We start from the raw sequence: 13,969 nt of genomic DNA, 5'->3' as shown, positions 1-13,969 counted from the left end.
TTCCAAGATGACCGAACAGCTTCGCCGCGTGACCCGCGCTCTGTTGTCCGTTTCCGACAAGACCGGACTGCTCGATTTCGCCAAGGCGCTGTCCGACCATGGCGTCGAGCTGGTCTCGACCGGCGGCACCGCCAAGGCGATCGCGGCGGCCGGGCTGAAGGTGAAGGACGTCTCCGAACTGACCGGCTTTCCCGAGATGATGGACGGCCGGGTCAAGACGCTGCATCCGAAGGTGCATGGCGGCCTGCTCGCGATCCGCGACAACAAGGAGCATGCATCGGCGATGGCCGCGCACGGCATCGCGCCGATCGATCTCCTGGTCGTCAATCTCTACCCGTTCGAGGCTACCGTCGACAAAGGCGCGCCCTTCGAGGAGTGCATCGAGAACATCGACATCGGCGGCCCCGCGATGATCCGCGCCGCGGCCAAGAACCATGACGACGTCGCCGTCGTGGTCGAGGCGAGCGACTATTCCGCCGTGCTCGAGGAGCTCACCGCGCACAAGGGCGCGACCTCGCTCGGGCTGCGCCGGCGGCTCGCCGCGAAGGCCTATGCGCGCACCGCGGCCTATGACGCCGCGATCTCGAACTGGTTTGCCGTGCAGCTCGACACCACGGCGCCGGACTTCCGCGCTTTCGGCGGCAAGCTGATCCAGTCGCTACGCTACGGCGAGAACCCGCACCAGACCGCGGCATTCTACGCCACGCCGGAGAAGCGGCCGGGCGTCGCCACCGCGCGCCAGCTGCAGGGCAAGGAACTGTCCTACAACAACATCAACGACACCGACGCCGCCTATGAATGCGTCGGCGAGTTCGATCCGCAGCGCACTGCGGCCTGCGTCATCGTCAAGCACGCCAACCCCTGCGGCGTCGCCGAGGGGCCCGATCTCGCCACCGCCTACCGCAGCGCGCTGGCCTGCGATTCCACCTCGGCCTATGGCGGCATCATCGCCGTCAACCGCACGCTCGACGCGGAAGCGGCACGCGCCATGATCGGCATCTTCACCGAGGTGATCATCGCGCCCGACGCGACGGAGGAGGCGATCGCGATCATCGCCGGCCGGCGCAATCTGCGGCTTCTGCTGGCCGGCGGTCTGCCGAATCCGCGCGCGGTCGGGCTCACCGCCAAGACCGTCGCCGGCGGCCTGCTGGTGCAGAGCCGCGACAATGCCGTGGTCGACGACATGGACATCAAGGTCGCGACCAAGCGCGCTCCGACCGATGCCGAGCTGCGCGACCTGAAATTCGCCTTCCGGGTTGCAAAACACGTCAAGTCGAACACCATCATCTACGCCAAGGACCTCGCCACCGTCGGCATCGGCGCCGGTCAGATGAGCCGGGTCGATTCGGCGCGCATCGCCGCGCGCAAGGCGCTGGATGCGGCGGCCGAGCTGAAGCTCGCCGAGCCGCTGACCAAGGGCTCGGTAGTCGCTTCCGATGCGTTCTTCCCGTTCGCCGACGGCATGCTGGCCTGCATCGAGGCCGGCGCCACCGCGGTGATCCAGCCCGGCGGCTCGATGCGCGACGACGAGGTGATCAAGGCCGCCGACGAGCACGGCATCGCCATGGTGTTCACCGGCACCAGGCATTTCCGGCACTGACGTCTCAACATCGTCGTCCCGGCGAAGGCCGGGACGACGAGGTCGTGGTTACGCCCGCACCCGGGCCAGCAGCGCCAGCCCGAGCAGGAAGAACACCACCAGCACCGCCATGCCGGCCTTTTGGCTCGCGGTGGCGGCCGTGATCGCGCCGATCAGCAGCGGACCAATGAACGACGTCACTTTTCCGGTCAGCGCGAACAGGCCGAAATACTGTCCGATGCGATCCTTCGGCGCCAGGCGAATGAGGAGCGTGCGCGAGGCCGCCTGCATCGGTCCGCCGGCAGCGCCGATCAGGCAGCCCAATACGATGTAGGCGCGTTCGGCAGCGCCGGCGAACAGCGGACCGCCCGGTACCGGCGGCGCGACCGGAATGAACAGGATGGAATCCTTGTTCACCGTCAGGATCACGATGACCGCAAGCAACAGGATCGAGAGACTTCCGGCGATCACGCGCTTCGGCCCCAGCGCATCGTCGAGCTTGCCGCCGAGCCAGGCACCGAACGTGCCGGCGATTGCAAGGATGATGCCGAAGCTGCCGATGCGGATGGTGTCCCAGCCGAAGGTGCCGGCGGCATAGATGCCGCCGAACGCGAACAGCGAGATCAGCCCGTCGGTGTAGATCATGTTGGCCAAGAGAAACCGCGCCATCGATTTCTGCTGCGGCAGGCTCGCGAGCGACCCGCGCAATTCGCGCAGCCCCTCGCCGAGCGCCTCGCGGATCGGCCGCTTGGCCGGATAATCCGGCGTGAACAGGAACAGCGGCGCCACGAAGATCACGAACCACAGCCCGGTCAGCGGTCCGGTGATGCGGTCGCCGGCATGCGTGACGGGATCGAGCCCGAACAGCGGCGTCAGGCCAAACAGGGTGCGGCCGGTCGCGGCATTGGCGGCGAGGAAGCCGAGCACCAGGACGAGACTCAAGATGCCGCCGACATAGCCCGTGGCCCAGCCAGTGCCGGACAGGCGCCCGATCTTGTCCGGCGGCACCAGCGTCGGCATCATCGCATTGTTGAATACGGTGGCGAACTCGACGCCGACGCTGGCGATCGCATAGGCGAGCAGCAGCGCCGGGATGACATCGGGATTGCCCGGCTTGCCGATCCACATCGCACTGGCACCGATCACCAGCAGCGCACCGAAGCCCGCGATCCACGGCTTGCGCCGGCCGCTGGCATCGGCGATCGCACCCAGCACCGGCGACAGCAGCGCGATCGCAAGCCCCGCGGCGGCGGTGGCAAAGCCCCATAGCGCCTGCCCGCTCGCCGGATCCGGCGCGACGAACGCCGCGAAATAGGGCGCGAAGACGAAGGTCGTGATCAGCGTGAAGTATGGCTGTGCGGCCCAATCGAAGAAGATCCAGCTGACGACGGCGGCGCGGCCCGGATAGGCCTTCGCGTGACCGGTATCGGCTTGCATTGTCGCTGTCATTGCCAAGGAAAGTCCCCAAGCCGTCTCACAAACAGGCGTTTTGCCTGTCCGACTCGTTCCCATATAGCATGAGCTTGTTTTGCAAATGTCACACCGGTGATGAACAGGGCAGGACTCCCAGACAAGGCGGACTTTCGATGGCGCTGACGGCAATGATATCGCGGCGGCTGTTTGCCGCGCTGCTTCTGACTGGTCTGTCCGTACCGGCGTTCAGCCAGGAACAGCGCCGCTTCTACGCGCCGCCCGCTGCCGATGCGCTGCGCAGCGTCTTTGCCGAAAACGGCATGGTGGTGGCGCAGGAGCGGCTCGCCGCTGAGGTCGGCGCCGACATCCTGCGGCAGGGCGGCAACGCGGTCGACGCTGCGGTCGCCACCGGCTTTGCGATGGCGGTGACCTATCCGCGCGCCGGCAATATCGGCGGCGGCGGCTTCATGGTGATTCATCTGGCCAAGAGCAATGAGGACATCGCGATCGACTATCGTGAGACCGCGCCGCAGGCCGCGACGCGCGACATGTTCCTCGGCGCCGAGGGCAAGCCCGATCCCGACAAGTCGCGCAATTCCGCGCTCGCCATCGGCGTGCCCGGCACGGTCGCGGGCCTCGCGCTGGCGCTGCAGAAATACGGTTCCGGACATTTCACCCTGGCGGAAATTCTCAAGCCTGCGATCGAACTGGCGCGCGACGGCTTCATCGTCACCGACGACATATCGGATACGCTGGGCGACATGTACCGCCGCATGTCGCGCTGGCCGAATTCCGCCAAGAGCTTCTCCCGTGCCGACGGCGCGCCGCTGCGCGAGGGCGACCGGCTGATCCAGGGGGATCTCGCAGCCGTGCTGACGGCGATCGCCGAGCAGGGTCCGCGCGGCTTCTATGAGGGCGCGGTCGCCGACAAGCTGGTCAAGGGCATCGGCAACGCCGGCGGCATCATCACGTCGGACGATCTGAAAGCCTATCAGCCGGTGATCCGCACGCCGATCCGCGGCAGCTACCGCGGCTATGACGTCGTCTCGATGCCGCAGCCGTCCTCCGGCGGCGTCGTGCTGCTGGAGATCCTCAACATCCTCGAGGGATTTCCGATGTCGGACTACAAGCAGGGCTCGGCGGCTTCGCTGCATGTGATGCTCGAGGCGATGAAGCGCGCCTATGCCGATCGCGCGCGCTATCTCGGCGACCCCGCTTTCGTCGATGCGCCGACGCAGCTCTTGATCGCGAAGGATTACGCCGCCAAGCAGCGCGCGACCATCGATCTGGCCCGCGCCACGCCGTGGACCGACGTGCAGAACGCGAAGCCGCCGCGCGAGGGCGACAACACCACGCACTATTCCGTGGTCGATGCCATGGGCAACGCGGTCAGCAACACCTACACGCTGAACTTCCCCTACGGCGTCGGCCTGGTGGCCGAGGGCACCGGCGTGCTGCTCAACAACGAGCTCGACGATTTCACCGCCGCACCGGGCGCCGCCAACGCCTTCGGCCTGGTCGGCTTCGAGGCCAACCTGCCGGGCCCCGGCAAGCGTCCGCTGTCGTCGATGTCGCCGACCATCGTGCTCAAGGACGGCAAGGTCGTGCTGGTGACGGGCTCGCCCGGCGGCAGCCGCATCATCTCGGCGGTGACCCAGATCGTCGTCGACATGATCGACTACAAGATGGACATCGCCGCCGCCGTGGCGGCGCCGCGGGTGCATCACCAATGGCTGCCCGACGAGGTCCGCATCGAACGCGGCTTTCCCGACGAGGTGCTCACCGAGTTGAAGGAGAAGGGCCACAAGCTGGTCGAGCCGCTCGGCTACTCCTCGGCCAACTCGATCCTCGTCACGCCGAACGGCCTGCTCGGCGCGCCCGATCCGCGCACGCGCGGCTCGCAAGCCGCCGGGCAATAAGTGCAGTTTGCCGAATGAACGCCCGCGGGGTGGGCACGGCGCGATTGCGCCTTTGCCCTCCCCGTGCATCGCGCTAAGTTGCCGGCCTTCGCGCACAGCCGGCCGCGTGTTTCAAGAGCTGGTGACGAAATCACCGGGAACGCGCATGAGCACGACCGAATCCAAACCGATCGAAGTCGCCGAGATCGAGGACACCAGCCTCCTCGCCTTCTATCGCGACATGAACAACAAGGAGCGGCACACCTTCTGGGCCTGCGCCTCGGGCTGGACGCTCGACGGCATGGATTTCATGATCTATCCGCTCGTCATCGGCACCATCATCACATTGTGGAAGGTCGATGCCGGCACCGCGGGCCTTGCGGGCACGGTGACGCTGCTGGCGTCCGCCGTCGGCGGCTGGCTCGGCGGCTATTTTTCCGACCGCATCGGGCGGGTGAAGACGCTGCAGATCACCATCATCTGGTTCTCGTTCTTCTCGCTGGTCTGCGCCGTGGTGCAGAATTTCGACCAGCTCTTGATCGCCCGCGCACTGCTCGGGCTCGGCTTCGGCGGCGAATGGGCGGCCGGCGCGGTGCTGATCGGCGAAGCGATCCGGCCGCAATATCGGGGCCGCGCGGTCGGCTCGGTGCAGTCCGGATGGGCGGTCGGCTGGGGCCTTGCGGTGTTGGCGCAGGCGGTGCTGTTCTCGATCCTGCCCGCGGAAAGCGCGTGGCGCTGGATGTTCGTGATCGGCGCGCTGCCGGCGCTCTTGGTGTTCTATCTCCGCCGCTACGTCACCGAGCCCGAAATTTCCGCCGCGACCATGGCGAAGCAGCAGAGCTCGGGCAGCGGCCCCGCCGCGCTGTGGGAGATCTTTCAGGGGCCGATCCTGAAGACCACGCTGCTTGCCTCGCTGGTCGGCACCGGCATGCAGGGCGGCTATTACGCCGTCACCTTCTGGGTGCCGCGCTTCCTCACCACCGAGCGCAAGCTGTCGGTGGTCGGCTCGACCGGCTATCTCGCGACGCTGATCATCGGCTCGTTCATCGGCTATCTGGTCGGCGCCTGGCTCGCCGACCGCATCGGCCGCCGCAACCTGTTCCTGATCTTCTCGCTCGGCGCCATCGCAGTCGTCCTGCTCTACACGCAGCTGCCGATTTCCAATGAGGTGCTGTGGGTGCTGGGCTTCCCGCTCGGCTTCTTCGCCTCCGGCTATTTCTCCGGCATGGGCGCGTTCCTGACCGAGCTCTACCCGACCCGGTTGCGCGGCTCCGGCCAGGGCTTCTGCTACAATTTCGGCCGCGGCATCGGCGCGCTGTTTCCGTTCCTGGTCGGCGCGCTCTCGACCACGACGTCGCTGGCGAATGCGATCGCGATCTTCGCGGTGGCGGCCTACGGCGTGTTCTTCCTCGCCGCCTACGCGCTACCGGAGACGCGCGGCCGCGTCCTGCATGCGGATGGGTAGTTAAAACTGCGCCACTTGCTCCACCTCGCCTCCCCCCTTGTGGGAGAGGCCGGAGCGCATGAAGCGAAGCGAAATGCGATCCGGGTGAGGCGTATCTCTCCGCACGACGCGCCGAGATACCCTCATCCCCAACCCTCTCCCACAAGGGAGAGGGGGCCCGGCAGTTGCGGTCCCTGGCGCGCAACATCGCGCAGAGCGCGACTACACCGCCGCCGCCTTCAACGCCGCGCGCCAGTGCTGCACGCGCTCCTTGAGCAGCGTGTCGCGGACGTAGGCGAGCTCCTCGTCCTCGATGCGCTCGAGGGTTTCGAGCGTGAAGCTCGCCGCCCCATGCGCCGACCACGCGTGCTGCAGCTCGGCGTTGCGATGATCGCCCATCCGCAGCGTGAACCAGATGCGGTTCTGGATCTTGTCAAGGTCGAGCGCCGTCCCGACCCAGACCTCGCCGCTCGCGCGGCAGCGGATCGCGAACACGCCGGCGACGCTCGGGCGCTTCTTGTAGTCGGCGATGGCAAGCCTGCGGCTTTCGGTCTTCATGGCGGCTTCCTTTCGTGTGTCGCCATTTATATCCAGGTATTATTGACAGAGCAATTAGACCCGGGTAAAAAGCTGCATCACTTGCCGATTTGCTGCGGCGGAGCGGCGGCGACCTCATGTTCATGGGCGAAGGCGGCCCATTCCTGATCGGGCCGCAGGGCGAGCGCTGGGACCGCGCAATGCTGATCCGGCAGAAGAGCCGCGGCGCGTTCCTCGCCTTCGCGGTGGCGGAGGCCTATCTCGCCGGCATCGGACATCGCACCGCGGCGCTGGCGGATTCGCGGCTGCTGCCGCTGGTCGAGCTGCCGCGATGATCCTACCGGCCGACCTGGTACGGTCCCCCCTTCTCCAGCGCCCGCGCATAGGCCGGGCGGGCGTGAATCCGTTCGAGGAACGCGATGCATCTGGGATGGCCGTCCTCGAGCCCGCCGCGCGCCGCGGCGGCTTCGAGCGGAAAGCTCATCTGGATGTCGGCGCCGGAAAATTCATTGCCGGCGAACCACTCGCTCCTGCCGAGCTCGCTTTCCCAATAGGCCATGTGCTGCTTGATCTGCGGGTTGACCAGCGTGGTCAGCGCGGTGTTGGACACCTTGCGCACCAAGGGACGCAGCAGCGCCGGGGCGCGCTTCGGCATCAGGTTGAACAGCAGTTTCAGCAGCAGCGGCGTCATCGCCGAGCCCTCGGCATAATGCAGCCAATAGGTAAAGCGCAGCCGCTCCGGCGTATCGGCCTGCGGGATCAGCCGCCCATTGCCGTAGGTGTTGATGACGTAGTCGAGGATCGCACCGGATTCGGCGACCGTGTTGCCGTTGTCGGTAATGACGGGCGACTTGCCGAGCGGATGGATCGCGCGCAGCTCCTTCGGCGCGCGCATGTCGGGCTGCCGCTGATAGCGCACGATCTCGTAGGGCACGCCCAATTCCTCGAGCAGCCACAGCACGCGCTGCGAGCGGGAATTGTTGAGATGATGAACCGTCAGCATTGTCGTTCCTCAAGGTATCGGCGTGGCCGAGCGGCGCTTGGTGCCAGCCGGGCGCTGGAAAGTCGAGATGGGCGCATCGCGATCGCCCCAAATTACCCGGACAATATGTCGCGCAACCGGAGAAGTGTGCCATGAATCCTGCCTTTGTCGCCTTCGAAAGCGAGCGGCGCATCGCCGCCGGCGATCTCGGCGAGGTCGTGCGCGCCGCCAAGCAACTGCTCGACCGGCGCAAGGACGCCGCCGTCCTGGTATTCGACGGCCGCACCTCGGCGCTGGTCGACATCGACTATCGCGGTTCGGTCGACGACGTGCTCAAACGCCTGCCGAAACCAAAGACACCCGCAGCCGAGGAGCATGAGCAGCCCGCGCCTGCGCCGCGCGGCCCCGGCCGGCCGCGCCTCGGCGTCGTCGCGCGCGAGATCACGCTGCTGCCGCGGCACTGGGACTGGCTGGCGCAGCAGAAGGGCGGCGCCTCGGTCGCGATCCGCAAACTGATCGATGAGGCCCGGCGCTCGAGCGGCGACAAGGATCGCACGCGCCTCGCGCAGGATGCCGCCTATCGCTTCATGACAACGATGGCCGGCAACCGTCCGCATTACGAGGACGCGATCCGGGCGCTGTTCGTGCACGACCGCCGACGCTTCTCGACCTTGATCGCGGACTGGCCGGCCGACATCCGCGACCACGCGATCGCGCTCGCCTACAGCGACCAGGCGGATTAGGCCACGCCGTCATTCCGGGGCGTGCGAAAGCGCGAGCCCGGAATCCATCGCGCCGCGGCCTCGGCGGCTGAACGAATTCCGGGTTCGCGCCAAGGGGCGCGCGCTCAGTGCGCAATTGCGCACCGGAGAATGACGCGTATGCACGGACGATGGGATGCCTGATTTGACATCGCGCCGTACGGCTCACATGATGATTATCATATTCTACCAGCACGGCCTGTGACAGCAGGCCTGTACCAAGCGAAGCCCGAGGGAGAGACTGCCGTGAGCGCAAATCCGCAATTCCTGTTCGATTTCGGCAGCCCCAACGCCTTCCTCAGCCACCGCGCCATTCCGGCCATCGAGCAGCGCACCGGCGTCAAGTTCGAGTATGTCCCGATCCTGCTCGGCGGCATCTTCAAGGCCACCAACAACAAGTCGCCGGCCGAGACGCTGGCCGGCGTCAAGAACAAGCCCGAGTTCCAGCAGATCGAGACCGAGCGCTTCCTCAAGCGGTTCGGCGTCAAGCCCTATGTCTGGAACCCGTTCTTCCCGGTCAACACGCTGAACCTGATGCGCGCCGCGGTCGCCGCGCAGCTGGAAGGCGTGTTCGAGCCGTATGTCGAGGCGGCGTTCCACCACATGTGGGTCGAGCCGAAGAAGATGGACGATCCGGAGGTCGCCGGCAAAGCCATCGCTTCCTCCGGCCTCGACGCCGCAAAACTGTTTGCGCGGGCGCAGGAGGCGGATGTGAAGGGCAAGCTGATCGCATACACCCAGGCCGCGGTCGAGCGCGGCGCGTTCGGCTCGCCGACTTTCTTCGTCGGCAACGAGATCTTCTTCGGCAAGGAGCAGCTGCGCGAGGTCGAGGAGATGGTCTCGGGAAAGTGAAGTGAGCGAATAGTGAGTAGCGAATGGCGAATAGACTTCTAATATCCATTCGCTACTCCCCGTCAGCTATTCGCGCCCTCCCCGGGCAACAACAAAGAAGGACGAATTCCCATGCGCGTTCTCGTGGTCGGCGCCGGCGCGATCGGCGGTTATTTCGGCGGCCGGATGCTGGAGGCCGGCCGCGACGTCACCTTCCTGGTGCGGCCGCGGCGCGCGTCAGAGCTGGCGTCCGCCGGGCTGGTGATCAAGAGCCCGAACGGCGACGTCACCTTGAACAACCCGCCGGCCGTACAGGCCGACAAGCTTTCGGAAAAATTCGACGTCGTGCTGTTGAGCTGCAAGGCGTTCGATCTCGAGGATGCGATCAAGTCGTTTGCGCCCGCGGTCGGCGACAGCACCGCGATCATCCCGCTGCTCAACGGCATGCTGCATCTCGATGCGCTGGAAAAGAAGTTCGGCGCGTCGCGCGTGCTCGGCGGGCTCTGCGCGATCGCGGCGACGCTGAACGAGAAGCGCGAGGTGGTGCAGCTGCAGCCGATGCAGTCGCTCACCTTCGGCGAGCGCGCCGGCGGCATGTCCGATCGCGTGCGTGCGATCGCGGATACTTTCTCCGCGATCAACGGCGCTGGAGCCAGCGAACACATCATGCAAGACATGTGGGAGAAGTGGGTGTTCCTGGCCTCGCTCGCCGCCTCCACCAGCCTGATGCGGACCTCGGTCGGCAATATCCTGGCGGCGCCGGGCGGCAGTGATTTCCTGCTCGGCATCCTCGACGAATGCAGCGCGATCGCCGCCGACGCCGGCCACGCGCCGGGCGGTCCGTTCTTCCAGCGCACCCGCGGCATGCTGACGACCGAAGGCTCGCCGATGACGGCGTCGATGTTCCGCGACATCAAGGCGGGGCTGCCGGTCGAGGCCGATCACGTGATCGGCGATCTGATCGTCCGCGCCGATGCCGCGAAGATCCCGGTGCCGAAACTGCGCACCGCCTACACGCATCTCAAGGCGTATGAGAGGCAGCGGGCGAGCTAGTTCGGAGCCTTGTAGCCCGGATGGAGCGAAGCGAATCCGGGAACGGTCGTGCCGCGGATGCAGCGCCCCCGGATTGCGCTTCGCTTCATCCGGGCTACGGGTCTCTCAGAGATGCGACAGGTAATGCGCGAGCGCGGTGATCTCCTCGTCGCTCAGCGGATAGGCGACGTCGGCCATCGCGGCCTGGGCGCCGCCGGAGCGCTGCCCGGACTTGTAGTCGTGCAGCGCCTTGACGAGATATTCCTCGCGCTGGCCGGCAAGGCGCGCGACGGCCTTGGTGCCGACATAGGTGTCGGTGTGGCATGAGGCGCAGCGCCGTCCCGCGGCGGCCTGCTTGCCCTTTTCCGAGAGCTCCGGATTGTCGTCCTTGCTGCCCTTGAACGGCGGCAGCGAGGCGAAATAGGCGCCGAGATTGCGGATGTCCTCGTTCGAGAGCTGCTCGACGATCGGCTGCATTTGCTCGTTCTTGCGCGCGCCGGCGCGGAAGAACACGAGCTGCCACTGCATGAACTGATCGAGCTGGCCGGCGAGCGAGGGAATGTTCTCCATCTGCGAGATGCCGTTCTCGCCGTGGCAGCCGACGCACATCTCGGCCTTCGCCTTACCGGCGGCGACGTCTGCGGCGTGGGCAAAGGAGCTCAGCAGGATTGCCGCGGACAGGATTCCGAGCGACGCAACACGCATAGTCAGTTCTCTCCGTATGTCATTGCCGGGCTCGATCCGCCTGCGAGGCTGAAGTCTCTCCGGCGCGACAAGCCCGGCAATCCATCGCACTTGCTAAAGGTTTCTTGTTTGGATGGATGCCCGGATCAAGTCCGGGCATGACGAGTCTGTTCCGATTGCGGACATACCCACGTGAACGGGCTGCAGTTGCCAGATCGGCCACCGCAGCCCCGCAACAGTTCAGCCGTCACTTCTTGCTGTAGCTGATGCGATAGATCGCACCGGCCCAGTCGTCGGCGACGAGGATCGAGCCGTCCTTGTCGAGCAGGATATCGGCGGGACGGCCGAGATAGCCCTGGTCACCCTCGATCCAGCCGGAGGCGAAGATCTCCTGCTTCGCGTTCTTGCCGTCGGGGCTCGCGGTGATGCGGACGATGCGGCCGCCCTGGTACTTGTGCCGGTTCCACGAGCCGTGCTCGGCGATCAGGATGCTGTTCTTGTACTCGGCCGGGAATTGGTTGCCGGTATAGAACTTCATGCCGAGCGGAGCGACGTGGGCACCGAGATTGAACACCGGCGGGGTGAACTCCGAGCATTTGTGGCCCATCGCGAACTTGTCGTCCGGCAGGTTGCCCTGGTGGCAGTAGGGATAGCCGAAATGCTCGCCGATCTTCGAGATCATGTTGAGCTTGTCGCTCGGCAGATCGTCGCTGATCCAGTCGCGCGCATTCTCGGTGAACCAGTACTTGCCGGTGCGCGGATCGACGTCACCGCCGACCGAGTTGCGCACGCCGAGCGCCCAGATCTCCGCATTGCCGGTCTTCGGATCGACGCGGCGGATCTGCGACACCGAGGTCGGCGGAATGCCGATGTTGAAGGGCGGGCCGAACGGGATGAAGAACCAGCCATCCTTGTCGACCGCGATGTATTTCCAGCCATGCGCCGCATAGGACGGCATGTCGTCATACACCACCTTGCCGCTGCCGAGATTGTCGAGATTGGCTTCGGCGTTGTCGTAACGGATCAGCTTGTCGACCGCGATGACGTAGAGCGCGCCGTCCTTGAAGGCGAGGCCGGTCGGCATGTTGAGGCCCTTGAGGATGGTCTTGACCTCTTTCTTGCCGTTGTTGTCCTTGATCGCGTAGACGTTGCCGAGGCCGAACGAGCCGACGAACAGCGTGCCCTTGTCGCCCCAGGCCATCTGGCGCGCCGCCAGCACGTTCGAGGCGTAGACCTCGATCTTGAAGCCCGGCGGCAGCTTGATCTTCTTCATCATCGCCGCGAGCTCGGCGTCGGAGGCGCCGGTCGGCGGGCCCGACGGCGGCGCAAGGCCCTTCTGCGCCTCGGTCTCGTCGCCCAGGAACCAGTCGTCCGGCGGATGGGTCCAGAATTCCTTGGTGCCGGATTCATATTTCTTCAGCGGCCGGCCCTTGTCCGTCTGCTGCTGCGCATTGGCAAAGCCAGTCCCGGCCAGCAGCGCGATCGCCGTAAGCGCAATTAATGATTGATTGAAAGCAGATTTCATCGCGTCACTCCCCTGTGCCAAGCCGTTGCAGCTTGCGCTGTTATTGATTTTGAACGCCCTGAGAGATGATGGTGGCGGTCTGTGAGGTGGTCAGACGGCAAAATGGTAGCACATCCGACGAGGCTGAGAAGTACGGGGCATTCGTGCTGCGCTGCGGTCAAGACAAAGTGAGCGACCAAATTTTGTGCGTCGTGTTTCAGAAGATATCCAGGCGCATTGCAGCGCAATATTCGCGCGAAGCGAACGCTCGGTCTAGCGCGATGAGACGCGCGAAAGGCCGAGCGCCTGCGCCTTGGCGCTGGACAGCGGCCTGAACAGGATGCTGCCCCGGACGCCGGAGCGCCGTTCGGAGACCGCGACGATCTTGAAGCCGTCATTGGCGGCGACGATGTCGCCGGTGCGCAGCGTCATGTCATCCTCGATCGAGATCGCGGCGAGCCCGGCCGCAGCATCCGAGCGGCACGAGCATTGCGGCACGATCTCGCGCTGGAAGCGGAATGCATTCGCCAGCGCCTTGTAGGTCTCGCCCTGCTCGCTTCGCGCGCTCTCGATGTCGGAGCCCGAGTAGAGCTTCGTCTCGGCGCCCGGGCAGACGGCTTCACAGGTCTTGCTTGCCGTTTCGTTGGCCTGCGGCAGCGGGAAATAGCGACCGTCACAGATCCGGACGCAATAGTTACGCCCGCCCCCTGGATTGGATCGCGTCGTGATGTAGACCCTGGTGCGCGGCTGCTGCGGTTCGGCCGGCTCGAAATTCGGTGCGGCGAAGAAGCTGGCTGTTGGAGGCGATGACGCGTAGGCCGAGTCGCTCGGCATCATTTGCGCGGCGGCCGGAGCAATCGACCAACTGGCGGCGAGAACGGCCGGCGCGACAATGCTCCAGCGCAGCACGCTTCGATACAAACCGGGGTCTGGCGTCCAGCTGACTGACATTCTCGTATGGCTTGCCGTATCGCCACGGCGAAGGCGGCCACTTCGTGCCTGCGTTCGACGCTGACAGCAACACAGTTTTCTATCAGTTTTACTAACAGCTCGCTTGACGGTTAACGAACGTGCCGTGTGGCATTTCAACTCGTGGAAGTTGCGACTCACGCCGGGTGAACCGAAGCCTGCCGCGACCGGAAAATAAAAAAGCCCGCCTCCGGAGAGCGGGCCTTCATCACACTGTCAGCTCGATTAGCGAGAGTCAGCTCGGCCAGCGAGAAATCTTGGAGCGGGCGAGCGCTCTTTGAGTTACTTAAGACACCCTCAAGTTTTCGAAATTCATTCACAAATTCAACATCTTA

General features: G+C 65.5%; 13 protein-coding genes. 7 read left to right on the top strand and 6 right to left on the bottom strand.

From position 1 onward, the window contains the following. The first annotated feature begins 7 nt into the window (after positions 1–7). A complete protein-coding gene (gene purH / locus J6500_RS16110) occupies positions 8–1,600 on the top strand; it encodes a bifunctional phosphoribosylaminoimidazolecarboxamide formyltransferase/IMP cyclohydrolase (RefSeq protein ID WP_225713680.1) in 1,593 nt (530 codons plus the stop codon). Positions 1,601–1,648: 48 nt separating this feature from the next. On the opposite strand, the gene J6500_RS16105 is transcribed toward purH, so the two are convergent. After that, the gene (locus J6500_RS16105) at positions 1,649–3,016 is read right to left on the bottom strand and encodes an MFS transporter (protein ID WP_225713679.1); all 1,368 of its coding nucleotides are present in this window, start codon (positions 3,014–3,016) and stop codon (positions 1,649–1,651) included. A 149-nt stretch (positions 3,017–3,165) separates the two neighbouring features. On the opposite strand from J6500_RS16105, the gene ggt reads away from it, so the two are divergent. After that, complete coding sequence (gene ggt, locus J6500_RS16100; RefSeq protein ID WP_225713678.1) at positions 3,166–4,911, top strand: gamma-glutamyltransferase; 1,746 nt, start codon at positions 3,166–3,168, stop codon at positions 4,909–4,911. 145 nt (positions 4,912–5,056) lie between these two features. Further along, positions 5,057–6,355: an MFS transporter gene (locus J6500_RS16095; protein ID WP_225713677.1), complete on the top strand. Its 1,299-nt coding sequence runs from the start codon at positions 5,057–5,059 to the stop codon at positions 6,353–6,355. A gap of 201 nt (positions 6,356–6,556) precedes the next feature. On the opposite strand, the gene J6500_RS16090 is transcribed toward J6500_RS16095, so the two are convergent. Then, entirely contained in the window at positions 6,557–6,892 is a 336-nt protein-coding gene (locus J6500_RS16090; RefSeq protein ID WP_225713676.1) for a GIY-YIG nuclease family protein, read from the bottom strand. A gap of 116 nt (positions 6,893–7,008) precedes the next feature. Here J6500_RS16090 and J6500_RS16085 point away from each other — a divergent pair, with 116 nt between their 5' ends. Next, positions 7,009–7,206, top strand: a complete 198-nt coding sequence (locus J6500_RS16085; protein ID WP_225713675.1) for a hypothetical protein — start codon at positions 7,009–7,011, stop codon at positions 7,204–7,206. Between the two features lie 2 nt (positions 7,207–7,208). Here J6500_RS16085 and J6500_RS16080 read toward each other — a convergent pair whose 3' ends face one another. Further along, complete coding sequence (locus J6500_RS16080) at positions 7,209–7,874, bottom strand: glutathione S-transferase family protein (protein ID WP_225713674.1); 666 nt, start codon at positions 7,872–7,874, stop codon at positions 7,209–7,211. A gap of 131 nt (positions 7,875–8,005) precedes the next feature. Between J6500_RS16080 and J6500_RS16075 the strand changes: the two genes are divergently transcribed. The 3 genes from J6500_RS16075 to panE all read left to right on the top strand — a co-directional run bounded on the left by J6500_RS16075 (position 8,006) and on the right by panE (position 10,498). Beyond that, a complete protein-coding gene (locus J6500_RS16075; RefSeq protein ID WP_225713673.1) occupies positions 8,006–8,596 on the top strand; it encodes a DUF2239 family protein in 591 nt (196 codons plus the stop codon). A gap of 264 nt (positions 8,597–8,860) precedes the next feature. Then, positions 8,861–9,466 carry a 2-hydroxychromene-2-carboxylate isomerase gene (locus J6500_RS16070; RefSeq protein WP_225713672.1) on the top strand — a complete coding sequence of 202 codons (606 nt, stop codon included), beginning with the start codon at positions 8,861–8,863 and terminating at the stop codon, positions 9,464–9,466. Positions 9,467–9,577: 111 nt separating this feature from the next. Further along, a complete protein-coding gene (gene panE / locus J6500_RS16065; protein WP_225713671.1) occupies positions 9,578–10,498 on the top strand; it encodes a 2-dehydropantoate 2-reductase in 921 nt (306 codons plus the stop codon). 105 nt (positions 10,499–10,603) lie between these two features. On the opposite strand, the gene J6500_RS16060 is transcribed toward panE, so the two are convergent. The 3 genes from J6500_RS16060 to J6500_RS16050 form a co-directional block, all read right to left on the bottom strand. Next, positions 10,604–11,182, bottom strand: a complete 579-nt coding sequence (locus tag J6500_RS16060) for a c-type cytochrome (RefSeq protein ID WP_225713670.1) — start codon at positions 11,180–11,182, stop codon at positions 10,604–10,606. Between the two features lie 226 nt (positions 11,183–11,408). After that, positions 11,409–12,686, bottom strand: a complete 1,278-nt coding sequence (locus J6500_RS16055; RefSeq protein ID WP_225713669.1) for a PQQ-dependent sugar dehydrogenase — start codon at positions 12,684–12,686, stop codon at positions 11,409–11,411. Positions 12,687–12,938: 252 nt separating this feature from the next. Continuing rightward, positions 12,939–13,499 carry a DUF2865 domain-containing protein gene (locus tag J6500_RS16050; RefSeq protein ID WP_225713668.1) on the bottom strand — a complete coding sequence of 187 codons (561 nt, stop codon included), beginning with the start codon at positions 13,497–13,499 and terminating at the stop codon, positions 12,939–12,941. Between the last annotated feature and the right edge of the window lie 470 nt (positions 13,500–13,969).

It is taken from the genome of Bradyrhizobium semiaridum (assembly GCF_020329505.1).
GTDB lineage: Bacteria > Pseudomonadota > Alphaproteobacteria > Rhizobiales > Xanthobacteraceae > Bradyrhizobium > Bradyrhizobium semiaridum.
This window is presented reverse-complemented; position numbering and strand designations above follow the sequence as displayed.